Source organism: Coprococcus sp. AF16-22 (genome assembly GCF_003461545.1).
In the GTDB taxonomy this organism is placed as follows: Bacteria; Bacillota; Clostridia; order Lachnospirales; family Lachnospiraceae; genus Coprococcus; species Coprococcus aceti.
Genome location: NZ_QTXH01000007.1, coordinates 120,772 through 143,244, shown reverse-complemented (window position 1 = coordinate 143,244; position 22,473 = coordinate 120,772). Strand labels below are relative to the sequence as shown.

Genomic DNA, 22,473 nt, shown 5'->3' with positions numbered 1-22,473 from the left:
GTTCTATCTGTCAACATATTTTATCTGGACATCTCCCGATGTGGTATCGACAATGCACTTGTTTTCATTTTCCATATGGGACTCAGGTATGTCCACCTCTCCGCTCTTGCTGTTCACAAGGAAACGTTTCTCCGACAAGAATGATATATCCACGTTACCACTCTCCGTCGCAAACCAGAGCATATGTCCATCGCACGCATCTACATTTATATCTCCTGAAGATGTCATGAACTGTCCAACCTTTGCCGCCTTTATATTATACCCCTCAAGCAAACCCTTGCCCGCAGATATTATGACATTGTCGCCGTGGACGTTCATTATCGAAAAGTCGCCGCTGCTGCCATTCACCTTCACACTATCCGCATCCACAGAAGCCATGGTGACCTCACCGGAATCTGTGACGACATTTACATTTTCTGCGGTTATATTGGACAGATACGCTCCGCCATTCACCTCAGTTACTTCAAATGTCCCACAGGATATCTGCACACTGGACACCAGAGTTCCCGTCTTCGAGGTCATGGATATATCTCCATACTCTCCCTCCGGTATACTCACCACGACATAAGGATCGTCTCCAAAACCCATGTCTGAGCCAAATGTCCTGTTGTCGGCACAGGTCATGACCAGCGCATCATCCTGCACCGTCACGGAATGTATGACGTCGGGCGAATCAAAATATGTGATGTGACATTTGTCATCGTCGGATTCCACCAGTTTCACATCCATGTCGTCTGCCACCTGTATGTTAATGTTCCGGAACTTCTCAGTTATGGTCATCTCTTTTTCTGTGTAAGAACTTTTCGCTTTTGCCTTTTTTTCTTCTTTCATCGTCATACGCGCCTGTCTTCCAAGCCCGGCGGATATGATCACCGCAGTCAGCATGACTCCGACCACCAGAACAACTATGGCCCGCATGATCCATTTTGCAACTTTCAAATGCATTTACCTCAATACAAATATGTTTTACATCCACCCCATTATATATACAAAACGGATGTATTGCAAATCCTGCAATACATCCGCGTGTTGTAACTCTATAATTCTATATATCCAGTGCCATGTGGTTCATTATTTCTTAACCACAGTATTTTTTGCAGCACTCCATGTTGAATAATATGTCACCTTGCCGGTATCCTGTGCCCAGGCGGTCACTTCCGGCATATTCACCGTGGTCAGCATCATAGCCGCCGACAGTGCAAATGCCATAAATCGTTTCATCCTTCTCATAAGCCGCTCATTTTATTCACATAATTTTTTTGACAACATTCCGGAAAAATTATACCGCCGATGGAACCAGACCCCTCCACTATCTCTGCCTAAAATAGAAAAAATCCACAGGTCGGCTGACATTTGCCAGATATCCTGTGGATCCTTAGACTTCATTATCACTATACAATTATTTCCCCAGCGTGTTCGCCCTGTTGTCGATATTCTTCTGGAAGTTGATGACCTTATGGTCGTATGGCTCATCCATCAGCTTGGACTGGATCATAAAGTCCGCTGTGGCTTTGTTGTTCGCCATCGGTATGTCGTACACCTGAGCGATACGGAGCAGAGCCTTCACATCCGGATCGTGTGGAGCTGCGGTCAGGGGATCCGAGAAGAAAACCACGAAATCTATCCTTCCCTCAACAATCTTCGCACCGATCTGCTGGTCTCCTCCAAGCGGACCGCTGTTGTAGCCCTTCACCTGAAGATTTGTCCTGTCTGTTATCATGCGGGCTGTAGTTCCCGTTCCACACAGCTCATGCTGGCTCAGTATGTTCCTGTTGTCCTCGCACCATCTGATGAGCTCTTCCTTCTTCGCATCATGGGCGATAAGAGCTATTCTCTTCTGCTTTGGTATGGTCATTGTGATGTAATCTGCACTCATGTCTGTACCTCCTGTTCCTGCTATTTGCGAGCATTACTCCCATACCCTTACTCTACCCAATCCATCCATCATTTTCAATATAAAACACTATAATACAGAAAAAATTTACTGCATTATTACATTTGCAATTTTGCCGAACTTTCCTCTGTTTTTTCTCCCATCTGTGTGGTATTCTCTTATAGGACGCTTTATAAATTTAAGCATTCTTACTTATTACATTATTTCATAAAGAGATACACAGACAAAACCATATGTCTGTTCAATTATAGTTTAAGGAGATTCACAAGATGAGAAAAATTGGCTTTGACAATGACAAATATCTGTCCATGCAGTCTGAGCATATCAGAGAGAGGATCGGACAGTTCGGAGACAAGCTGTATCTGGAATTTGGTGGAAAGTTATTCGATGACTATCACGCATCCAGAGTCCTTCCAGGATTCGCTCCGGACAGTAAGCTTCAGATGCTTCTCCAGCTTGCAGACCAGGCTGAGATGATCATATCTATAAATGCTGCCGACATAGAGCGCAACAAGATCAGACACGACCTCGGCATCACTTACGATCAGGATGTCATCAGACTTATAGGCGTATACAAAGAAAAGGGACTGTATGTGAGCAGTGTGGTAATCACCAGATACGCTGGACAGTCTTCTGCGGATGTTTTCCAGAAGAAGCTTGAAGCAATAGGGATCAAGGTTTACCACCACTATTCAATCGACGGATATCCAAACAACGTAGAAAAGATCGTCAGCGATGAGGGATACGGCAAGAACGAGTATGTTGAGACTACCAGACCTCTCGTCATCGTCACAGCACCTGGCCCTGGAAGCGGCAAGATGGCTACATGCCTCTCCCAGCTCTACCATGAGAATAAGCGTGGTGTGAAGGCTGGCTATGCAAAGTTTGAGACATTCCCTATCTGGAATATTCCTCTCAAGCACCCTGTAAACCTGGCATACGAGGCTGCAACTGCCGACCTCAACGATGTGAATATGATCGATCCGTTCCATCTGGAAGCATACGGTGAGACCACAGTCAACTACAACCGTGATATAGAGATCTACCCTGTCCTTGCGGCTATGTTCGAGGGAATCTACGGACACTGCCCATACAAGTCACCTACAGACATGGGTGTCAACATGGCAGGAAACTGCATCGTTGACGACGAGGCTTGTCAGGAGGCTTCAAAGCAGGAGATCATCAGAAGATATTATCAGTCCGTGAACAGATTTGTCAGAGACGAGGCTACAAAGGATGAGGTCTACAAGCAAGAACTCATCATGAAGCAGGCAAAGATCACCGTGGATGACCGCGCCGTTGTCCCTGTTGCTAACAAGCTTGCCGAAGAGACCGGTTCTGCTGCCGCTGCACTTGAGCTGCCAGACGGAACCATCGTCACAGGTTCTACCTCAGACCTTCTCGGACCTTCATCAGCAGTCCTCCTGAATGCCATCAAGATACTTGGCGGCATCGACAAGAAGACACACCTGATCTCAAGAACATTTATCGAGCCTATACAGAAGCTCAAGACTCAGTACCTTGGCAGCAAGAATCCAAGACTCCACACAGACGAGGTTCTCATCGCCCTGTCCATGTGTGCAGTATCAGATCCAAATGCCAAGCTTGCTCTGCAGCAGCTTCCAAAGCTTGCCGGATGCCAGCTTCACACATCTGCCATACTGTCGGCGGTTGATATGAACACATTCAAGAAGCTTGGAATCGAGTTCACGAACGAAGCGGTGTATGAGGGTAGGATGTAAGCGCATAATATTTTCGCATTTTTATGAAAAAACGGCAGAAAGATACAAAATAATTTAAAATTGTATCTTTCTGCCGCTTTTTTGCTGTTTAGCGATAATTTTGTGATATTTTGAGCATCCAGCTACTCTTCAGATAAAAACAGTGCGTTATCTCTTCTCCTTATACATCATGAGATGTGCCACCATAAGAAGTGCACTGGATATCCAGATCGACTTGAACCCCAGATGCAGCGTGCACACGCCGCCAGCTCCGGCGCCAAGTGCGAATATGATGATGATTCCATAATAGTGCATGGCCTTTCTGAGTGCCCCAGGCTCTTTGTCCCTGAGGTATACCGACAGACTCTCCGTTCCGCTTCGGAGATTTCCTATACACATCGTGCTGGCATAGCCGTAGCCATTTACCTTTCTGAAAGTCTGAACCTGCATGGAGCAGGCAAATGACACAAGCATCGTGGCAAGCAGATTGAACCTCACCGGTATGAATCCAACCGCAAACAATATCACGATCTCCACCAGCACAACTATCTGTCTCCAATGTATGCGGGATGCATTCTTGTATCTATGGCTTATCCTCTCCGCCACCAGCACGCCAAGTGCAAATGCGATCAACGGAAAAAGGTATCTCAATGCAATCTTAAAATCTCCCATCATAAGATGCTGGCTCATGAGAACCACATTTCCTGTCTGGGCGTTGGAGAACACCTCATCTCTGGCATTGTATGTATATGCATCCTGAAAACCTCCTGACAGTGCAAGTATGGCACTTAACAGAAATGTCTCGGATGTCTGTCTGAGTTCATGTTTCTTTCTTAGCATGGTATTTGTCTCTTTTCTGTCCTTATTGAATCGATAGGGCACACTCCGCCCACTAAATCGCAATTCAATTAAATAAGATAGCACAAAAATCTTTTTTTACAAGTGGACATACAGCAGAATGATTCCAGTCGAAACAAATCAATTATCTAGAATTGATATGATTGTTTAAATATTATAGAATTGGAAGAAATTTGCAAACGCTATAATTCTCAAACATAAAAACCGCCAGGATACACTCTCGCATGTCCTGGCGATTCATCAATATTTTAAATTATTTTATCTACATTGCCTTCTTGTATATCTCAGCGATCTCCTCCTGTGTGAATACCACAGGGTTGTTAGCTATGCTGGCTGCCGAAACCTTCATACAGTTCTCAGCCATCCAAGGAATATCCTTCTCCTCTATGCCGAGGTCTGAAAGCTTGACGTCAAGATCAAGATTCTTCAGAAGAGTTCTGATCTTCGGTGCCAGATCATCCGCCGTGATACCTCCAAATATTCTGGCGATCTTCGCGAACTTGAAGTGATCTCCCTTGTAGGATGCCTCGATGATAACTGGTGTCAGAGCTGCGAGATCTTTGATGTGTATGCCTCCATGCAGTGGCACAGTGCATCAAATCCAACTGCTGCAAGCACATGCTTTGGCATGGTCTTCATGCAGTCCGGATCCACGATGGATACCTTTGCCACGATGGCATTGCATCTGAGTGACTTCTTGTCGCCATTTTCCGGATTGGTGAGAACCGCAAATCCATTTCCCTCTGAACCTGTTCCGCAGGTTGTAGGAATAAGCACAAGCGGAAGTGCCGTATCGCTGACCCAAGCGAAAATACAACCTCAACCTGATATCCGGCGGAAAGGGAATGGAGAACATCGTAAGCTGGGTATACATATCAGAGGATATATCCACATCCACATTCTTGAACGGAGGGGAACCTGCGGACTTATTCTGAATACCGGCAGATATATATTTGAGGAGGACATAACCGATGAGATCGTCAGACTGTGCCACCGCTATTCATTTCCTCTTTTTACCATGCCATGGGACACAAGGATATTCGATATCACCCACGACTACTACAACAGGATATTTGAAGACTCCAGGGATGATGGCAACATGACCGCAGCATTCCAGAATATCCTCATGGGGAATTCCCTGACCGACGAGCAGACTGACACAATAAAAGGCTCCGGATTCAACAATGGCTGCTACAACGTTCTGTCCATCGATACAGAAGCAACAGATGAGTTCATGTATATCCTGCAGAAGGTCTGCAACAATACAGATCTTGTCTTCCATGCATTTGTATATGATGGCAATCCGACAGTTATCCTGAGATGCCCTTCCTCCGGATCCATCGCAGACAAATGTAGTGACATCGCAGAAGCTCTGGTGGCAAGATTCCCGGACCGCAGCATACATATGGGTTCCGGAAGCACGGTTTTGTCCCTTACAGAACTCTCCTTGAGTTACCGCCGTGCAATTTCCGCAAGGGAATTTGCTGCAGACAACATATACTGTGATTACAACAGTCTTGGATTCCTACGTATTCTTCTGGAAGTTAATGATGCCCAGCTCATAAACTCATTTATCGCAGAGCAGCTCGGTGGTGTCATAGAGTACGACAAAACCCATCACTCAGCTCTGACGGACACTCTGTACGAATATCTTAAGTGCAGCGGCAGTGTTCAGCACATCTCTGAGAAAATGTTCTGCCACAGGAATACGATAAATTACAGGCTCCGGATAATAAAAGAAGAGCTGGAATATGATCTCTCCAATGCGGAGGTCAGATTCCAGCTCATGGCTGCATATAAGCTCAGAGAGATACGAAAAGTATATCTCTCTCCAATTATATCTATTACATAAAATGTGCATACACCGATGCAAGTATAACCGTAAGTATTCCCGTAACTGCAATCGACAGACTGCTCATGGCTCCTTCAACCTCGCCGATCTCCATAGCCTTGGCAGTTCCGATGGCATGGGCTGATGATCCCAGGGCAAGTCCCTTGGATATAGGCTCTTCGATACGGAATATCCTGAATACGATCTCTCCGATTATATTGCCGATCACTCCGGTCACAACTATGACTGCAACCGTGATGGTCACATATCCGCCAAGTTCTTCCGAAACACCCATTCCGATAGCTGTGGTTATGGACTTCGGAAGAAGTGTCACATAATCTTTATGGGAAAGTCCCATGACCTTGCACAACACAAGGACTGTAGTCAGACTCGTTATAACTCCGGCAAATATACCGCCGAGCACAGCCTTATAATTGTGCTTTAAAAGCTCCCACTGCTCATAGAGTGGGATTGCAAGACACACTGTAGCCGGTGTGAGGAACCAGCTCAGATACTTTGCGCCTTCATTGTACACATCGTAATCCACATCAGCCACAACCAGCACCACTATAGTCACTATGATGGACACCAGCAGTGGGTTAAGTATAGCTATCTTAAGTTTCTTTTTAAGTACACTTCCAAACATATATGCCAGAAGGCTTATAGTCACCCCTGCAAATATGGACGATTCAAACAGATCACTCATTTTCAGTCTCCTTCTTCTTGTCTCTCCTTATTATAAGCTGTGATACCCAGCCTGAAGCAAGCATGACCGTGATGATGACGACCACCGTTATGACGCTGACTGGCACAAGCACAGGCTTAAGCGTTCCCCACGACGACATAAGGCCCACACCAGCTGGTATGAACATGACCGGCATGATCTCTATGAGAAACTTGCCCACACTCTTCACATCGTCCAGCTTGAGGATCTTGGTCTGTAGGCAGATAAACATGATAACCATACCATATATACTCGCCGGAATCGGTAGTGGAACTATGTACTTAAGTATCTCACCGATAAAGGATATGGCGAGGATTATAAGAAACTGCTTCAAATATTTCATCTTTTTTGTCTTCCTTCTATATATTTATCATGCACATATGGAGCAACGATTCACAACTTTGGTATACATGCCTGTATACAACCTCCACATATCGGGCCTTTTTCATAAAAAAGGAGGTTCGATACACAGATATAGTTACTCTGTATATTCAAACCACCCTTTAACCCTTTGATTATTATATTCTCACTCTAATTTTATTCAATAGAATATTCTGCTTTTTCTAATTTTTGATAAATATAACAAATTTTTTAATTCAATCTGAAAATATTTCGTAAATATTTCTATTGACTATTATTTTTTGCAGGAATCTCATCCTATGAATTTTTCATGATCACGGTGTTCACGATATTCTCCACATACAATCTATCTCCTCTTGTCCTGTATGGCCTTAATGATCTGTATTATCGCAGTTGGTGCAAATGCAAGTCCCGCTATCTTCAGCACATCCGCCGCTCCAAGACTTACCACGCTGAACAGACTGTGAAGTCCCGGTATGAACAGGACCGCAGCCAGAAATGCCACTCCGGCTAAAAATGCATATACGCTGTATTTATTTGATCTAAATCCAAGCTTAAACATCGACTCCTCACTTCTGCAGTTAAAACCGTGGAACAGTCTGGCGAGTGTCAGTGTTGCAAATGCCATGGTAGTGGCTTTTGCCGAACTCACCGGCAGGCCAAGATGGAATGCTGTCATGGTCGCTATAGCGATGAGAAGGCCCTCCGAGAGCATCTTTGCCATAAAGTCAGATGTCAGTATTCCCTTCTTAGGATCCCTCGGTTTTTCTGAGAGCAACGATGGATCAGCCGGCTCCATTCCTATCGCGAGCGCAGGAAGAGAATCTGTGAGCAGGTTGATGAACAACAGATGTACAGGTGCAAACGGAACAGGCAGGGCCGCTATCGAGGTATAAAGCACCGCCAGTATTCCAGCTGTGTTTCCCGACAGCAGGAACAGTATCGCATTCTTTATGTTCCTGTATACATTTCGTCCATTTGACACCGCCTTGATGATGGTTGCAAAGTTGTCATCTGAGAGGATCATAGCCGCCGCATCCTTGGACACCTCCGTGCCGGTTATTCCCATGGCAACACCTATGTCTGCCTTCTTGAGTGCAGGGGCATCATTGACACCATCGCCTGTCATGGCTACTATATTGCCGTTCTTCTGCCATACATCGACTATCCTTATCTTATTCTCCGGTGACACCCTGGCATATACAGATATCTTTGTTATGTCACGTGCAAGCTCCTCATCAGACAGAGCGTCAAGCTCCTCTCCCGTGAGTGCCATGTCCCCATCTTCGTATATTCCGATCTGCTTCGCTATGGCAACCGCTGTGATCTTGTGGTCTCCGGTTATCATGACCGGCTTTATGCCCGCACGCCTTGCATCGGCAACCGCTGCCATAGACTCCGGGCGTGGCGGATCCACCATGGACACAAGTCCAAGGAATGTAAATCCATACTCAGTATCAACTCCCAGTACCTCATCACTTTCCTTATATGCAAATGACAGTACACGGAGGCCATTCTCTGAGAATGCCTTGTTCTGAGCCTTGATCTTCGCTTTTTCTTCATCTGTCATAGGCTTTACGCCATCGCTGTATCTCACGCTCACGCATCTGTCAAGCAGCACATCCACAGCACCCTTGGTGAGTATGGTCGGAACCCCATGAAGCAGATACTTTGTACTCATAAGCTTTCTGTCCGAGTCGAACGGAACCTCCTCCATTCTGTCCATGCAGTCCCTGAGTACATCCTCCTTCAGACTCCATTTTACAGTCTCCGCAGGAACAGAGATACCTGTACCATCCGTCTCCATGCCTGGCATCATGTGGACCTGACGGAACATCTCAAGCAATGCATATTCCGTCGGATCTCCTATTCCTTTTCCATCCACTATGCTGGAATCATTGGTGAGAACCGCATCATATAGCAGATATCTGTGGAGCTGGTTATGGGAATCAAGCTCCTCCGGCTTGTAAAGTTTTCCATCCAGATATATCTCCTGCACGGTCATCTTGTTCTGTGTAAGTGTTCCGGTCTTGTCTGAGCAGATGACTGACACGCATCCAAGGCTTTCAACCGCCTTGAGGTTCTTGATGATCGCATTCTCCTTCGCCATCTTCTGGGTGCCAAATGCCTGCACGATGGTAACTATCGAACCAAGAGCCTCAGGTATAGCTGCAACTGCAAGGGCGACTGCGAACATCATGGAATCAAGCACCGCCATCTTCCTGTATATACAGAGGACAAATACCAGCGCGCACACGATCATGATGAATGCCGCAAGCCTTGCACTGAACTTGTCAAGGCTCTCCTGAAGCGGAGTCTTTCTCTCCTTTGCCGCATTCATAAGTCCTGCGATCTTACCGAGCTCCGTATCCATTCCTGTTCCGGTCACAAGCACCTCTGCTCGTCCGTATGTAACAAGACTTCCTGAATACACCATATTTGTCCTGTCTGCAAGAGGCACGGAACCTTCTATTATTGCATCATTCTTTTCCACATTTGTAGATTCTCCGGTGAGTGAACTCTCATTTACCTGGAGTGAGAAGTTCCTGAGTATCCTTCCATCGGCAACTATCATATCGCCCGCCTCGAGCAGCACGATATCACCCGGAACTATCTCACGGGACGGAAGCTCCTGCTTCACACCATCTCTCATAACTTTTGCATTTGGGGATGAAAGCTGTTTCAAACTGTCAAGCGAACGCTCGGCTTTCACATGCTGCACCGTTCCAAGCACAGCATTCATGACGAGTACCGCCAAGATTACTATGGTACTCTCGATATTGTCAGAAAACATAGAAATGACCGCTGCTATGATCAGTATGATCACCAGCAGGTCACAAAACTGGCTGAGGAACACCTGTAATGTACTCTTTCTCTTGCCTTCCTGGAGAACATTTTCTCCCTTTTCACTGCGGATCTCCTCTGCCCGCTCCGTCGACAGTCCGCGGCTGTCTGTCTTGAATTCTTTTAGTAATTCATCACCGGAACAGTTCCAAAAATTTTTCTCTGTCATACACACCAGACTCCTTTTCTTCTTAATCTCTGTAAACAGGTTGTGTGTGTCATGCAAAGAAAAAGGAACGAGACCTTCATTGCATGATAAACACACAATAAAAGTCTCGTTCCTTTCAAGTTCTATATACACTACTATATATACTCCGAAAGCGTGCGTCCCGGTTCCCTGCACAGGTATGTCCCAGCCAGAAAACGTGATGACGAGATCGCACAACATCTTATAACCGATGTGAACTACTCCCTGATATTTCTGACATAATAACACGGGAGCCCTTTGATTGTCAAAGGATTCCCGACTAGTATTTGGTAAAAAATTTATAAACTTTTAATTCAGCGCATCATATCCGCTCTCCTTTGTACGGATCTTAGTTGCAGTACGGATCTCGTAGCTGAATATCTTGCCGTCTCCAACCTCGCCTGTATATGCCGCCTTCTGGATAGCCTCGATGGTCTTCTTCTCCCATTCCTCAGATGACACAACTATCTCAAACTTGATCTTCGGCTGCATCACCACATCTACCTCAGTACCACGGACAAGTTTCTTATATCCTCTCTGTGCCCCGCATCCCATAACCTGAGACACTGTAATTCCATTTACATCTATAGCGTTCAGTGCTTCCTTGACGTCCTCAAAGACCTCCTCGCGCACGATAGCCTCAACCTTTATCATCATAATGATATTCTCCTTTCACTTTGCCAAATTTCCAGAATATGCAGGCAATTGCGAACATAGTATTCTTATTTTGTTGAGCTGATTTAGAACTACCAACTCAGGGATATACGAAGGCGCCGGTCCTTAGGTGGTGCCCCCAGGCAGCGCCTTAGTACCGCTGCAGCCTGAGTTAAGCGGAAGCGCTCCCTGATTGGTATTCTAAATCAGTTCAACAATCTATACATATCTGGTTCGCAATTGCATCCTCCTACGAATCAAGTCCATTGAATGTTGGATATGCACTCTCACCGTGCTCTGAGATATCCAGACCTACCTTCTCTTCTCTGTCTGTTACACGGAGTGGTGTGAAGAGTCTCACGATTCCAAGACAGATAAGTGTTCCGACTATGGCTACCGCGATCGTTACAACGATACCTACAAGCTGCATCAGGAACAGATGTACATCGCCAAATACCAGACCATCCCAACGGGCTACACTGTTGATCGAACTCTTTGCAAATAAACCTGTTGCGATACCTCCCCAGATACCTCCGATACCATGACATCCAAATGCATCAAGTGCATCGTCTATCTTCAGCTTACCCTTCAGGAATGAGATTGTAAAGCAGCAGATCGGGCTGACAAGTGCACCGATGATGAATGATGACCAGATCGGTACGAATCCTGCACCAGGTGTTATAGCCACAAGACCAACTACAAGACCTGTTGATGCACCGACCAGAGTAGGCTTTCCGTCCTTTATAACATCTATTATCATCCATGAGAGCATTGCGCTGGCACTGGCAATCGCTGTTGTCATAAATGCATGTGCTGCAAGGCCATTTGCACCGAGGGCACTTCCGGCATTGAAACCGAACCATCCAAACCAAAGAATGAATGCACCGAGTGCGACAAATGGAATGTTGTGAACTCTGTATGCTGTGTTCTCGTATCCCTTTCTTCTTCCAAGGATGATAGAGAATACAAGGGCGCTCACACCTGAGCTTATATGCACTACATTTCCTCCCGCGAAATCAACTGATCCGATCTCTCCGAGGAAACCACCCTGGCCCCATACCATGTGAGCCATTGGGTAATAAACGATGATCGACCAGAGCATGATGAAGAAGAACAACGCCTTGAACTTCACACGTCCGACCAGTGAGCCGGTGATAAGCGCCGGTGTGATCATGGCGAACATCATCTGAAATGCAACGTATACAAGGTGAGGTATATTGTCCGCATAAGGACCAGCCTCATCCATCTTTATCCCGTTAAGTGCAAACCACTTGAGATCTCCTATAACACCTCCGTGGTTCGTGCCAAATGAGAGTGAGTAACCGAACAGCACCCACATGACAACTGAAAGTCCCATGATGGCTGTACATGCCATGATGGTATTTACAACATTTTTCCTCCTGACGAGGCCTCCGTAGAAGAATGCAAGTCCGGGTGTCATGAAGAACACCAGAGCCGCACAGATCATAATAAAACCAGTATCTCCCGTATTCATAGTTTCTTCCTCCTTAACCTTTATTCACCCGAAGGATGCGATATCTCATTCTCCCGGTACTACATACGCGAAAAGGCGCCAAACGAATCTTTTCGATTCATTTGACGCCTTTGTCGTGATTTATAATAGCAGACTTCAGAAAATAATGCAAGAGGTAATTTTAAATTGTTTTTCTCAAGCTGTTTTGTTGTTTTTATGAAGTTTCTTAACCAAGTCTTTGTTGTCGGCTCAATTTCGATATACTGGACTTTTTTACGGCGTGCTATCCTACGCCACCCCTGTAGACTCCATTCCAATCTTGCCAGCTGCTGCCATACTTGCATTTGCCGTAACCGGCATCCATATTGATATCCGGCTCTATGCTGCCAAATATGAACGCCGCCTTCTGCAGCTTAGATGTGCCGGCATCCATATGATCCATAATATATCTGCTCAGATTCATGTGGTCTGCTGTTCTCATATTTAACGCCTCCTGCCTGTTCTGCCATCAAGCACAGCTTGATAAGCTTCTCATGTACAAATGTATCCTCTATACCTTTTTCGTTGTATATAGTGTAAACGATAGATATAAAATCCACAGGAAGAAACTATAAATACTTTCTAAATAGACCGTAAAATATTCAGAAATTCATGGCAATTAAGAGAGTTCCAGCAGTGATGCATACCACGCCAACAGCCGCTTTCTTGGTCAGCTTTTCATGGAACACGATTCCTGAAAATGCAATGGTGATGAGCATGCTCAGCTTGTCTATCGGTACTACCACGCTTGCCGGTCCGTCCTGAAGTGCCCTGTAATAACACAGCCAGGATGCTCCCGTGGCTATTCCGGAGAGCGCAATAAACAGCAGCTCCTTCATCTCTATGCCATTTATCTCATGCTGTTTTCCTGACACAAACACCATAAGCCAAGCCATGACAAGAACCACCGTTGTCCTGATCGCCGTGCCCAGATTTGAGTTGATATCCGATATCCCTACCTTGCCGAGTATCGCTGTCAGACTGGCAAAAACAGCTGAGAGCACGGCGTACAACAGCCAGCTGCCATGCAAAAGTCCCATTCCCCGCTGTTTCTGTGCCACACTGCCACCGTCTGTTGACATATGTTCGACATCTTTCCCTGACAGCTCCTGATCATCTGCAGTTTTCTTTTTGGTGATCATAAGCATAGTGCCCACACCTATCATAACTATTGAGATACCCTTAACCCAGGTGATCCCCTCATGTAGGAATATAAGGGCAAGCAGAATCGTGAGCACGGTGCTTGATTTGTCTATGGGAACGACCTTGTTGATATCCCCTTTCTGCAGCGCCCTGAAATAACACAGCCAGGATGCGCCGGTTGCAAGGCCGGAGAGAACCAGAAAAGGCAAAGTCTTGCCGCTGATATATGTGTCTGCAGTCCAGGCTCCTGTGACAAGAACCATCAGCCAAGCAAACAGCAGAACCACAACTGTCCTTATGGCCGTCGCCACAACAGAATCCGTCTTTCTTATACCGCATTTTGCAAGTATCGCCGTGATTCCCGCAAAGAACGAAGAACCAACAGCAAATAATATCCACATTTTACGCGCCTCCCATTTATATGTGACCGTAAGCCACATTTACATTTATCATTTTGTATCATCTTTATAGCTAACAGGAAAATGATTAGAAAAAATTTTGATCTTTGATTAAGGTTGCGGGCGTAACAGTTACTGCAAAGTGATTTATTCTACAACGGCGGCGTCCGTCAGTCTGGAATAGTGAGCAGTGTATTTCCGTAAAAACAGTGAAGCCGCCCGGTTTCGGACGGCAAATTGGCACAGGCTGTGTTTATACTCCCCAAAGCAAAGCCAAGCACTTTTCTATTGCATATCGGTTCAAATCCTTGTTTTCTCGCTTTTCTCAGTCTACCCGCAGCATACGGTAACCGACGCCGATATGCGTCTGAATGTATTGCGGACTGTCCTTTTGCGACTCCAGCTTTTTGCGCAGGGTCGCCATAAACACCCGCAGAGAAGCAATATCTTTTTCCCAGCTGCTGCCCCAAATCTGCTGCGTGATATAGGTGTGCGTCAGCACCTTTCCGACATTATGAGAGAGCAGACACAAAAGCTTGTATTCAATCGGGGTCAGGTGCAATTCCTCCCCATTTAGATAAGCACAGCCGGCAGCATAATCAATTTTAAGCTTGCCGTTTTGGAAAACGGGTGAGTCGGCGTCGCCGCTTGCCTGAAGCAGCAGCAGCCGTCTTTGCGTGACCCGAAGGCGTGCCAAAAGCTCCTCTATGGAAAAGGGCTTTGTCAGATAGTCGTCCGCCCCGGCATCCAGCGCCGTGATTTTGTCTTTATCCTCGCTGCGCGCACTGATCACAATAATGGGCATATTTGACCATGAGCGGATGCTTTCGATCACCTGTGTGCCGTCGATATCCGGCAACCCCAGATCCAGCAGAACGATATCCGGGTTATGGGAGGTCGCTTCTATAATAGCGCTGTGTCCGTTCTCCGCGGTCAGGTAGCGGTAATCGTGCGCCTTTAATGTTGTTACGATCAGATTGCGGACGGGACGGTCGTCCTCCACAACGAGAACAAGGGGTTTATTCATTCAGAGTCACCTCGCTGAGCGGTAAAGTAAAGGTAAATATGCAGCCGTGCGGTACGTTATCCGTAAGCGTCAGCGTTCCGCCGTGCAGCTCTACGATAGATTTACACAGGGTAAGCCCGATCCCGAAGCTTCTGCGGCTGTCTGCAACGGTATTTTTCCCGGTGTAAAACATCTCAAAAATATGCGGTTTCATATCGTCTGCAATTCCGTTTCCGTTATCGGCGACTCGGATTACGGCATCCCCGCCCTGTTTTTCGGCACTTACGCAGATCTCGGAGCCTTGTTCGGTATATTTCAAAGCATTATCAATAAGGTTGACAATGACCTGCACGATAAGCTGTGCGTCCATACGGGCAAGGATCAAATCGTCGCACCTTACCGTCACCTTGTGTCCGACGGATTTTTTCTTCAAGTGCGAAACGGCTTCGTTGACCACTTCGTCTACAAGCTGGTCGGTAAGCTCCAGCTTCAGGCGTCCGTCATTCAGCCGTGTAACATACAGCAGATTTTCCACCACGCCGATCAGCCATTCGGAATCGTCATAAATATCTTTATAGATCTGCTGCTTGGTTGCTTCGTCCAGGCAGTTTCCGTTATGCAAAAGCGTGTCCGCATTACCCGAAACGGAGCAAAGCGGCGTGCGCAGATCGTGTGAGATCGACCGCAAAAGGTCGGCGCGCAGCTGCTCGCTTTTTGCAAGATCTGCCGCCCGTTCCTTTTCGGCGGCGTTGTGAGCATTATCCATTGCCAGCGCACATTCGTTCACAACCGAAAGTACGATGCTGCTCTCAAATGAATCGGGCTTTTCGGGTTTCATCGGTATCCCGATTACACCGTATACTCTGCCGCCTGCACGGATCGCAAGATAAAGACATTCGGATTTTCCAAACTGTGCTGTCGCTGCTCCTGCACGGCAACCGTTTTGAAGCACCCATTCTGCGGTCTGCCGCTCTGCATCGCTTAGCAGCTTTTCAGCGTGTGTATCCTTTTTTTCGGCATACAGCCGCCCGGACAACATTCCGTTTTCGCCTTTCGTATAGGCAACAATGCTTCGGTCAAGCAACCGCGAGAGCTGCATACAGGTCACGCTTAAAACATCATCGTTGCTTTTTGCTTTTTGCAGCAGACGATCAGTGTCGAACAGCACCTGCACACGGAACGCGGAGCGAGCCGAGAGCCTTGCATGATCTTTCAGCTTCGAGGCAAGCGTGCCGGTGAGAACGGAAGACGCCAGCATGACTGCAAAGGTAACGGGATAGCCTACGGCATATGTCTGAAAGGACAACCTGGGTTCGGTAAGGAAAAATCCGAACAATACAACACTTAGAAGTGAGCCTGCCATACTGCAAAGGTATCCTTTGGTCAAAACGGAGATCATCAGCACACCTAGGATGTATACCGTAACGATATTGGTATCGGGAAAGTCGAGATGGTCGAACAGAAACCCGATCGCCGTACATACGGCAAGCGCCAAGACGGTCACGGCAATATCCCGCAGCGACGGTATCTCTGCACCTAAGAACAGACGGCGTCTGTGCGGCTTTGTGTAGTTCAGTGCATCGGGAATAATATGAATGTCAACATCGGGGGCGGAGGAGATCAGCTTTTCAGTGAGAGTCGGTCTTCCGAACAGCCATCTGCGTCTGGCACTGCTTTGCCCGATCACAATTTTTGTGACATCGGAAAGCCTGACATATTCCGAGATCTGCAGCGGTACATCCTCGCCGTGCGTCATAACGATCTCGGCGCCGAGCCTTTGCGCGAGCTGTATGTTCTGCGAAAGTCGGGACTGATCCTCATCATTTATGACCGTATCCGTCTGCACATAGATGGCGGTAAATCTTGCATGAAGGGTCTTAGCCATCTTTGCGGCGGTGTGTATGATCCTTGCATTGGACGGAGAAGAGGATAGGCAGACAAGGATATGCTCGTCTGTATCGAATTTTGACTGTTCGTTTTGTACTTTCATCGGTTTCACCGCCATTTTTATTTTATTATTATACAGTAAAACTGTAAAAAAATCTACCGCAGTCTAAAAATCATTCTTCTGCCCATCGGAAAGAATAATATCGACATTTCCGTGCGTTTCACGAAAACGGCGGATCTCACATAATATTTCACTTTCGGACAGCCCCTGCGGCAGCAGAATTTCGGAAGGCTCACGGGATTCGTTTTCCTTTAACAATGCTTTTCTGTTTTCTTCAAGAAATCGATCCAGCCTGCTCATAAGATAAAATCCGAAAGCAAATATGCCAAGCAGGCTGACGATCAGCAATAGTTCAGCCATCCTCACTCACCTCTGTTAAATGCGAAAACACTTTTGCAGTTCTTTGTAAGCACCGAGAACCAAAAGAGTGGTCTTGTTCGTAAGAACGGTTTCCGGTGAAACTGCCATATTGATTTTTCCGTTCTCCTTGGTCGCCATGATATTGATGCTGTATTTTCTGCGGATATCCAGCTCTCCGACGGTTTTTCCGATCCACCCCTCCGGAACCTCTACCTCAAAAATGGCATGAGCCTCATCGACCTCGATGTAATCCCGTATGTGATCGGCGGTGTACCGAATAGCAGCCCAATTTGCTACCTGTTTTTCTGGGTAAACGACCTCGTCCGCTCCGTTACGCAGAAGAAATTTCTCCTGCACATCACGCTCGGCACGGGATACAACTAATTTTGCGCCGAGTTCTTTCAGCAAAGAAGTGGTTTCCAGCGAATTTTGAAAATTTCCTCCTATGGTGACTATGCACACATCAAAGTTTCCGATTCCGAGCGACTTTAAAAATTCCGTGTTTGTGCTGTCACCTATCTGTGCGTTAGTAACGATCGGCAGAATTTTATTGACCCTTTCTTCGTTGCTGTCTACCGCCATCACCTCATGCCCGAGCTTATTCAGCTGCAAAGCGATATGCCTACCGAATCTGCCGAGACCTATCAACAATATGTTTTTCATAATATAGTAACTCCTTTATCCGACTGTGATATTTTCGAGCGGCAGCTTTGCACCGCTCTGATTTTTATTGGAGATCGCCGCGTAAATCAGGGTAAGTCCGCCGACTCTGCCGAGATACATCAAGACGATCAAAATAAGCTGAGAAAGAACACCGAGCTGCGGTGTGATCCCAAGGGTAAGCCCGACCGTTCCGACAGCGGACGCCGTTTCGTAAAGGCAGGTGCTAAGCGGCAGACCTTCTGCCGTGCTGATAACAATGCCGCCGACAAAAAACAGCAGGAAATACATTACGGCAACGGCTGCGGCGTTTTTCACTGCCGAACCGTCAATGCGCCTGCCGCAGACTTCGACATCGTCCTTTTTGCAACAGACGGAGAATGCACTCAGAATCAGAACGACAAGCGTGGTCGTTTTCATACCGCCTGCCGTGGAGCCGGGCGATCCGCCGACGAGCATCAGCAGAATCATAATTGCCTTGGAGGAACCGGTCATAGCGGGAAGATCGGCGGTATTGAAACCGGCGGTTCTCGGTGTGACAGACTGAAAAAGCGACGCAAGAATCCTTTCGGCGAGCGGCAGCCCCGTAAAATCACAGAAGAAAAAGAATACTGCGGGAGCGATAATGAGGATTGCCGTTGTTACCAATATGACCTTACTTTGCATACGGTATTTTTTGAAATGCCACTTGTTTGTGTAAATATCATCCCAGGTCAAAAATCCAATACCGCCCACAATAATTAAAAGCATAATTGCAATGTTTATTGTAGGCTCTCCGATGTATCCCGTAAGAGACGGGTATTTGTTTTCTGCGGTGCCGAGTATGTCAAAGCCGGCGTTGCAAAAGGCGGAAATCGAATGAAATGCCGCCATCCAAATTCCCTTGATACCGAAGTTTCCACAAAATGTCGGCAGCATGACGATCATTCCGATAAGCTCGATCAAAAAAGTTCCCCGTACAATAAAGCGGGTCAGGCGGACGATCCCGCCGACCTTCGGGGCAGAGATGGCGTCCTGCATGGTACTGCGCTGCATCAGCGATATTTTTCTGCCGGACAGCATGGCGAAAAATGCCGCAACTGTCACAACACCGAGCCCGCCTATCTGGATCATCAGCAGTATTACCGTCTGCCCGAAAGCGGACCAATAACTGCCCGTATCCTGCACGACCAGCCCCGTAACGCAAACGGCCGAGGTCGATGTGAACAGCGCCTCGTGAAACGGCGTAACAACTCCGGCAGTCGATGAAAACGGCAGCATCAATATCAGTGCTCCGAGCAGAATAACCCCGGCAAAGCCCAAAACGATCAGCTTAAAGGATGACAGTCGCTTTTTTCTATGTGTAATTTCAGACATATATACTTCTCCTATTTTTGTTTGTTTACAAAGAGTATATCATGAAATATAAAAAAACGGTGTAATGATCCGGTGTGCTGTATTAAGATTGCATTAAGGCTCTCGGCTTTGACAAAGACACCGCCGAAGGAGCCATATCAATTCTGACAGAACTCGGCATCATATCATGATCAGACATTTGAATAAAATATCCCCATATAATTTCTGGGAATAAATAATTTCAGAATTATATGGGGCATTTTATGTCTGTTCTATATTTCTACTAATAAATTATTCATATAAACATATCTATCATAGATAATCATATACTTTACAACAATCCCTTAACGTCCTCTGCGATCATCTCCGCATCAAGACGATTATCCTTAAGAACCTCTTCGACATCGTACCTGTCAAGGAATTCCTTCTTAAGACCATAATTCAGTACCTTCATATCCGAATCACCATAGAATCTTGCAATCTTCTCGCCAAATCCGCCGTCCAGTATACCATCCTCGATGGTGACGACAACCGAGTGATCTACCTTGAGGCTTTCGAGAAGCTCCTCGTCAAGCCCTGTGATATAATAAGGATTGATGACAGTGGCATCTATTCCAAGCTCACTCTTCATCTCGTCTGCCACGGCATTTGCCAGACTGTAGAAGGTTCCAAGGCCGAGTAGGGCAACCTTGCTTCCCTTCTGTGTCACCTCATATTTATTCAGATCTCCAAAGTTCTTCGTAACAGGTCTTCCACTTACCATCGCACCACCTGGAAGCTTGATGGCCACCGGCTGCTCATTCTGCTCTATGCTCCAGTCAAGCATGGCAATATACTCTTCCTTTGTTGTCGGAGCAAGATATACAAGATTCGGGATATTTGAAAGCATCGGGATATCCTGAAAGCCCAGATGTGTCACATCGTTCATTCCATATACAGACCCTGCAAATGTCACTATAGTGGCTGCATTGTTGTTGATACAGAGATCCTGGGATATCTGGTCAAATGTTCTCTGCACAAATGAGCTGTACACACCGAACACTGGCTTTCCGCCGCCTGCTGCAATTCCCGACGCAAGTGCCACCGCTGTCTCCTCTGCGATTCCCACGTCAACAAACTGCTTTCCGGCCTCACGTCTCTTATCCTCTGTAAATCCTATAACTGTCGGTGTTCCCGCTGTGATGGCAACGACCTTTGGATCCTTCTTCATCTTGTCAAGCAGGTAATCACAGGACACGCTTGAGTAGTCCTCCTCGTCACCTTCAAATAACGATCTTCCTGTCTCTATGTCAAATGGTCCGCTGTAGTGCCACTGCTCCTTGTGCTCCTCGGCTGGTGCATAACCCTTTCCCTTGAGGGTTCTGATGTGGACCACAACAGGCTTCTTTGAATCTTTTACCTTCTGGAATGTGTCTATGAGGGCTGCCACATCATTGCCTTCGTGCACGTAATAATAATCAAGTCCCATGGCGCGGAACAGATTGCACTCTGCTGTTCCCTTAGTATCTCTGAGTAATTTGAGATTTGTATAGAGTCCTCCGTGGTTCTCAGCTATGGACATATCGTTGTCATTTACAACTATGATGAGGTTGCCATCCAGTTCTTTAGCGTAGTCCAAGCCTTCAAGGGCCTCTCCTCCTGACAGGGAGCCATCGCCTATCACCGCTATCACATTGCCCTCTGCGCCCTGAAGGTCCCTTGCCTTTGCAAGGCCTGCAGCCAGACTGATGGATGTTGAAGTATGTCCAACCGCGAAGAAGTCGTGCTCGCTCTCATGCGGGTTGCTGTAACCAGTCACATCATCATAGTGCTCCTCATAGAGGTAGGCATCCTTTCTTCCAGTAAGCATCTTGTGCGGATAGCTCTGGTGTGACACGTCATACACAATCTTATCCTTAGGTGACTCAAATACATAGTGAAGTGCTATGGTTGCCTCAACCATACCAAAGTTCGGTCCAAAATGTCCGCCGTGTTTGCTGGCTCTGATGAGAAGTGCATGTCTCATCTCGTCTGCAAGTGTTCCCATCTCGTCTACTGTCAGTTTCTTTACATCCTGTGGTCCGTTGATATTTTCAATATACATTTTTTCTTTATCCTCCTGTTTTTACATAGTGCATTCGCCATCGGTAATTTTCCCGTCCCATACAAGCTTGCCGGTCTTCACGGCCTCCTCATATTTGGATATCTTGTAATGTAATCTATCCATGGTGGCTTCGATCTGTTTTCTCTGCTCCTCAAGTTTCTCATACTGCTCCTTAAGGAGATCCAGCCTCGCGCCAAATGTAGCATCTCCCATCTGGAACAGTTTTACATATTCAATAAGCGCCTCTATCGGAACACCAGCATTTCTCATGCATACAGTGTGTTCAACCCAACTGACATCATTTTCCTGATAATCCCTGTTACCGTTAGCATTTCTAGCAACAGGAGGGATAAGCCCAACCCTCTCGTAATACCTGAGCGTATCAGCGGTGATATCAAACTTTTCACTTACTTCTTTGATAGTCATATTGCCACCTCTTTCCTAATTTCAAGAAAACCTTTCTATTTATAGCTATATGCACTCACACAATACCTATATGTTACATTGAATATATCACTTGGAGCTCACTCCAAGTCAACCCCCAATTTTCTCCCCCCTGGGGACGGAGGTGCCTGACCCCATACAGGATATAAAAGAGGCGGGCAACGTAGTTACCGCTGTCCGCCTTTATATACATGAATATGTAAATTTTTATGCTACGCACTGATTCCAACTGTCGAGCAGATATTTACTGCAATGATATCATCCACTGTTACACCAAAGATGGCGGCCAGAATGATCAGGTTATCTACGGTTGGCATAGCCATACCCTTCTGCCACTTGTATATCGCATTTGGAGTGGCAAATCCAAATATATCCTGCAGATCCTTTACAGAAAAACCTGCATTCTGTCTAAGCTTCACAATATTTCTGCCTGTTCCTGTCATGTCAATTGTTGGTACATTACACATAATACTTCCCTCCCAAAATTCTCATCTCATCTGCATTGCTACA

General features: G+C 46.5%; 23 protein-coding genes. 2 read left to right on the top strand and 21 right to left on the bottom strand.

Annotated elements, in window-relative coordinates:
* Positions 1 to 3: 3 nt before the first annotated feature.
* The 3 genes from DWW60_RS09305 to DWW60_RS09300 form a co-directional block, all read right to left on the bottom strand.
* Complete coding sequence (locus tag DWW60_RS09305) at positions 4 to 939, bottom strand: DUF4097 family beta strand repeat-containing protein (RefSeq protein WP_158565901.1); 936 nt, start codon at positions 937 to 939, stop codon at positions 4 to 6.
* Positions 940 to 1,071: 132 nt separating this feature from the next.
* The gene (locus tag DWW60_RS13410) at positions 1,072 to 1,209 is read right to left on the bottom strand and encodes a hypothetical protein (protein ID WP_158565899.1); all 138 of its coding nucleotides are present in this window, start codon (positions 1,207 to 1,209) and stop codon (positions 1,072 to 1,074) included.
* Positions 1,210 to 1,399: 190 nt separating this feature from the next.
* Entirely contained in the window at positions 1,400 to 1,876 is a 477-nt protein-coding gene (locus tag DWW60_RS09300; RefSeq protein ID WP_055147786.1) for a methylglyoxal synthase, read from the bottom strand.
* Positions 1,877 to 2,163: 287 nt separating this feature from the next.
* Between DWW60_RS09300 and DWW60_RS09295 the strand changes: the two genes are divergently transcribed.
* A complete protein-coding gene (locus tag DWW60_RS09295; protein ID WP_015534206.1) occupies positions 2,164 to 3,636 on the top strand; it encodes a DUF1846 domain-containing protein in 1,473 nt (490 codons plus the stop codon).
* Between the two features lie 147 nt (positions 3,637 to 3,783).
* On the opposite strand, the gene DWW60_RS09290 is transcribed toward DWW60_RS09295, so the two are convergent.
* The 3 genes from DWW60_RS09290 to DWW60_RS13920 all read right to left on the bottom strand — a co-directional run bounded on the left by DWW60_RS09290 (position 3,784) and on the right by DWW60_RS13920 (position 5,250).
* The gene (locus tag DWW60_RS09290; RefSeq protein WP_015534207.1) at positions 3,784 to 4,455 is read right to left on the bottom strand and encodes a YoaK family protein; all 672 of its coding nucleotides are present in this window, start codon (positions 4,453 to 4,455) and stop codon (positions 3,784 to 3,786) included.
* Between the two features lie 280 nt (positions 4,456 to 4,735).
* On the bottom strand, positions 4,736 to 5,062 hold the full coding sequence (locus DWW60_RS13925) for an iron-containing alcohol dehydrogenase (RefSeq protein WP_022216750.1): 327 nt from the start codon (positions 5,060 to 5,062) through the stop codon (positions 4,736 to 4,738).
* The gene (locus tag DWW60_RS13920) at positions 5,017 to 5,250 is read right to left on the bottom strand and encodes an iron-containing alcohol dehydrogenase (RefSeq protein ID WP_055224435.1); all 234 of its coding nucleotides are present in this window, start codon (positions 5,248 to 5,250) and stop codon (positions 5,017 to 5,019) included. The genes DWW60_RS13925 and DWW60_RS13920 overlap by 46 nt, the downstream gene beginning before the upstream one ends.
* On the opposite strand from DWW60_RS13920, the gene DWW60_RS09280 reads away from it, so the two are divergent.
* Positions 5,147 to 6,325 carry a helix-turn-helix domain-containing protein gene (locus tag DWW60_RS09280; RefSeq protein WP_442871948.1) on the top strand — a complete coding sequence of 393 codons (1,179 nt, stop codon included), beginning with the start codon at positions 5,147 to 5,149 and terminating at the stop codon, positions 6,323 to 6,325. The two genes, DWW60_RS13920 and DWW60_RS09280, sit on opposite strands and share 104 nt — an antisense overlap.
* On the opposite strand, the gene DWW60_RS09275 is transcribed toward DWW60_RS09280, so the two are convergent.
* From DWW60_RS09275 to DWW60_RS09205, 15 genes are all read right to left on the bottom strand, one after another.
* Positions 6,318 to 7,010 (bottom strand): LrgB family protein, encoded by a 693-nt coding sequence (locus tag DWW60_RS09275; RefSeq protein WP_117875160.1) that lies wholly within the window; start codon positions 7,008 to 7,010, stop codon positions 6,318 to 6,320. The genes DWW60_RS09280 and DWW60_RS09275 overlap by 8 nt on opposite strands.
* Positions 7,003 to 7,371, bottom strand: a complete 369-nt coding sequence (locus tag DWW60_RS09270) for a CidA/LrgA family protein (RefSeq protein ID WP_022216747.1) — start codon at positions 7,369 to 7,371, stop codon at positions 7,003 to 7,005. The genes DWW60_RS09275 and DWW60_RS09270 overlap by 8 nt, the downstream gene beginning before the upstream one ends.
* A gap of 363 nt (positions 7,372 to 7,734) precedes the next feature.
* Positions 7,735 to 10,401, bottom strand: coding sequence for a cation-translocating P-type ATPase (locus DWW60_RS09265; RefSeq protein ID WP_117875157.1), 2,667 nt, complete (start codon positions 10,399 to 10,401; stop codon positions 7,735 to 7,737).
* Between the two features lie 327 nt (positions 10,402 to 10,728).
* Positions 10,729 to 11,076 carry a P-II family nitrogen regulator gene (locus DWW60_RS09260; RefSeq protein WP_004850656.1) on the bottom strand — a complete coding sequence of 116 codons (348 nt, stop codon included), beginning with the start codon at positions 11,074 to 11,076 and terminating at the stop codon, positions 10,729 to 10,731.
* Positions 11,077 to 11,323: 247 nt separating this feature from the next.
* Positions 11,324 to 12,568, bottom strand: a complete 1,245-nt coding sequence (locus DWW60_RS09255) for an ammonium transporter (protein WP_117875155.1) — start codon at positions 12,566 to 12,568, stop codon at positions 11,324 to 11,326.
* A 262-nt stretch (positions 12,569 to 12,830) separates the two neighbouring features.
* The gene (locus DWW60_RS13690; protein ID WP_243002943.1) at positions 12,831 to 13,028 is read right to left on the bottom strand and encodes a zinc dependent phospholipase C family protein; all 198 of its coding nucleotides are present in this window, start codon (positions 13,026 to 13,028) and stop codon (positions 12,831 to 12,833) included.
* Between the two features lie 160 nt (positions 13,029 to 13,188).
* Positions 13,189 to 14,130: an EamA family transporter gene (locus tag DWW60_RS09245; RefSeq protein ID WP_117875153.1), complete on the bottom strand. Its 942-nt coding sequence runs from the start codon at positions 14,128 to 14,130 to the stop codon at positions 13,189 to 13,191.
* A gap of 322 nt (positions 14,131 to 14,452) precedes the next feature.
* A complete protein-coding gene (locus tag DWW60_RS09240) occupies positions 14,453 to 15,154 on the bottom strand; it encodes a response regulator (protein ID WP_015534217.1) in 702 nt (233 codons plus the stop codon).
* The gene (locus DWW60_RS09235) at positions 15,147 to 17,123 is read right to left on the bottom strand and encodes an ATP-binding protein (RefSeq protein WP_015534218.1); all 1,977 of its coding nucleotides are present in this window, start codon (positions 17,121 to 17,123) and stop codon (positions 15,147 to 15,149) included. Before DWW60_RS09235 ends, DWW60_RS09240 begins: the two co-directional genes overlap by 8 nt.
* 63 nt (positions 17,124 to 17,186) lie before the next feature.
* Entirely contained in the window at positions 17,187 to 17,441 is a 255-nt protein-coding gene (locus tag DWW60_RS09230; RefSeq protein WP_015534219.1) for a hypothetical protein, read from the bottom strand.
* Between the two features lie 15 nt (positions 17,442 to 17,456).
* Entirely contained in the window at positions 17,457 to 18,104 is a 648-nt protein-coding gene (locus DWW60_RS09225) for a potassium channel family protein (RefSeq protein ID WP_015534220.1), read from the bottom strand.
* A 15-nt stretch (positions 18,105 to 18,119) separates the two neighbouring features.
* Complete coding sequence (locus DWW60_RS09220; protein ID WP_117875151.1) at positions 18,120 to 19,457, bottom strand: TrkH family potassium uptake protein; 1,338 nt, start codon at positions 19,455 to 19,457, stop codon at positions 18,120 to 18,122.
* Positions 19,458 to 19,767: 310 nt separating this feature from the next.
* Complete coding sequence (locus DWW60_RS09215) at positions 19,768 to 21,519, bottom strand: 1-deoxy-D-xylulose-5-phosphate synthase (RefSeq protein ID WP_117875149.1); 1,752 nt, start codon at positions 21,517 to 21,519, stop codon at positions 19,768 to 19,770.
* Positions 21,520 to 21,540: 21 nt separating this feature from the next.
* On the bottom strand, positions 21,541 to 21,945 hold the full coding sequence (locus DWW60_RS09210) for a MerR family transcriptional regulator (protein ID WP_117875147.1): 405 nt from the start codon (positions 21,943 to 21,945) through the stop codon (positions 21,541 to 21,543).
* Positions 21,946 to 22,175: 230 nt separating this feature from the next.
* Positions 22,176 to 22,430 carry a helix-turn-helix domain-containing protein gene (locus DWW60_RS09205; protein ID WP_015534224.1) on the bottom strand — a complete coding sequence of 85 codons (255 nt, stop codon included), beginning with the start codon at positions 22,428 to 22,430 and terminating at the stop codon, positions 22,176 to 22,178.
* Between the last annotated feature and the right edge of the window lie 43 nt (positions 22,431 to 22,473).

Bases quoted from the DNA above. Each gene is read 5' to 3' on its own strand.
- DWW60_RS13410 (WP_158565899.1), bottom strand. From the start codon at position 1,209: ATGGCATTTGCACTGTCGGCGGCTATGATGCTGACCACGGTGAATATG.
- DWW60_RS09300 (WP_055147786.1), bottom strand. From the start codon at position 1,876: ATGAGTGCAGATTACATCACAATGACCATACCAAAGCAGAAGAGAATA.
- DWW60_RS09295 (WP_015534206.1), top strand. From the start codon at position 2,164: ATGAGAAAAATTGGCTTTGACAATGACAAATATCTGTCCATGCAGTCT.
- DWW60_RS09290 (WP_015534207.1), bottom strand. From the start codon at position 4,455: ATGCTAAGAAAGAAACATGAACTCAGACAGACATCCGAGACATTTCTG.
- DWW60_RS09280 (WP_442871948.1), top strand. From the start codon at position 5,147: ATGGCATTGCATCTGAGTGACTTCTTGTCGCCATTTTCCGGATTGGTG.
- DWW60_RS09275 (WP_117875160.1), bottom strand. From the start codon at position 7,010: ATGAGTGATCTGTTTGAATCGTCCATATTTGCAGGGGTGACTATAAGC.
- DWW60_RS09270 (WP_022216747.1), bottom strand. From the start codon at position 7,371: ATGAAATATTTGAAGCAGTTTCTTATAATCCTCGCCATATCCTTTATC.
- DWW60_RS09265 (WP_117875157.1), bottom strand. From the start codon at position 10,401: ATGACAGAGAAAAATTTTTGGAACTGTTCCGGTGATGAATTACTAAAA.
- DWW60_RS09260 (WP_004850656.1), bottom strand. From the start codon at position 11,076: ATGATGATAAAGGTTGAGGCTATCGTGCGCGAGGAGGTCTTTGAGGAC.
- DWW60_RS09255 (WP_117875155.1), bottom strand. From the start codon at position 12,568: ATGAATACGGGAGATACTGGTTTTATTATGATCTGTGCGGCTCTGGTG.
- DWW60_RS13690 (WP_243002943.1), bottom strand. From the start codon at position 13,028: ATGAGAACAGCAGACCACATGAATCTGAGCAGATATATTATGGATCAT.
- DWW60_RS09245 (WP_117875153.1), bottom strand. From the start codon at position 14,130: ATGTGGATATTATTTGCTGTTGGTTCTTCGTTCTTTGCGGGAATCACG.
- DWW60_RS09240 (WP_015534217.1), bottom strand. From the start codon at position 15,154: ATGAATAAACCCCTTGTTCTCGTTGTGGAGGACGACCGTCCCGTCCGC.
- DWW60_RS09235 (WP_015534218.1), bottom strand. From the start codon at position 17,123: ATGAAAGTACAAAACGAACAGTCAAAATTCGATACAGACGAGCATATC.
- DWW60_RS09230 (WP_015534219.1), bottom strand. From the start codon at position 17,441: ATGGCTGAACTATTGCTGATCGTCAGCCTGCTTGGCATATTTGCTTTC.
- DWW60_RS09225 (WP_015534220.1), bottom strand. From the start codon at position 18,104: ATGAAAAACATATTGTTGATAGGTCTCGGCAGATTCGGTAGGCATATC.
- DWW60_RS09220 (WP_117875151.1), bottom strand. From the start codon at position 19,457: ATGTCTGAAATTACACATAGAAAAAAGCGACTGTCATCCTTTAAGCTG.
- DWW60_RS09215 (WP_117875149.1), bottom strand. From the start codon at position 21,519: ATGTATATTGAAAATATCAACGGACCACAGGATGTAAAGAAACTGACA.
- DWW60_RS09210 (WP_117875147.1), bottom strand. From the start codon at position 21,945: ATGACTATCAAAGAAGTAAGTGAAAAGTTTGATATCACCGCTGATACG.
- DWW60_RS09205 (WP_015534224.1), bottom strand. From the start codon at position 22,430: ATGTGTAATGTACCAACAATTGACATGACAGGAACAGGCAGAAATATT.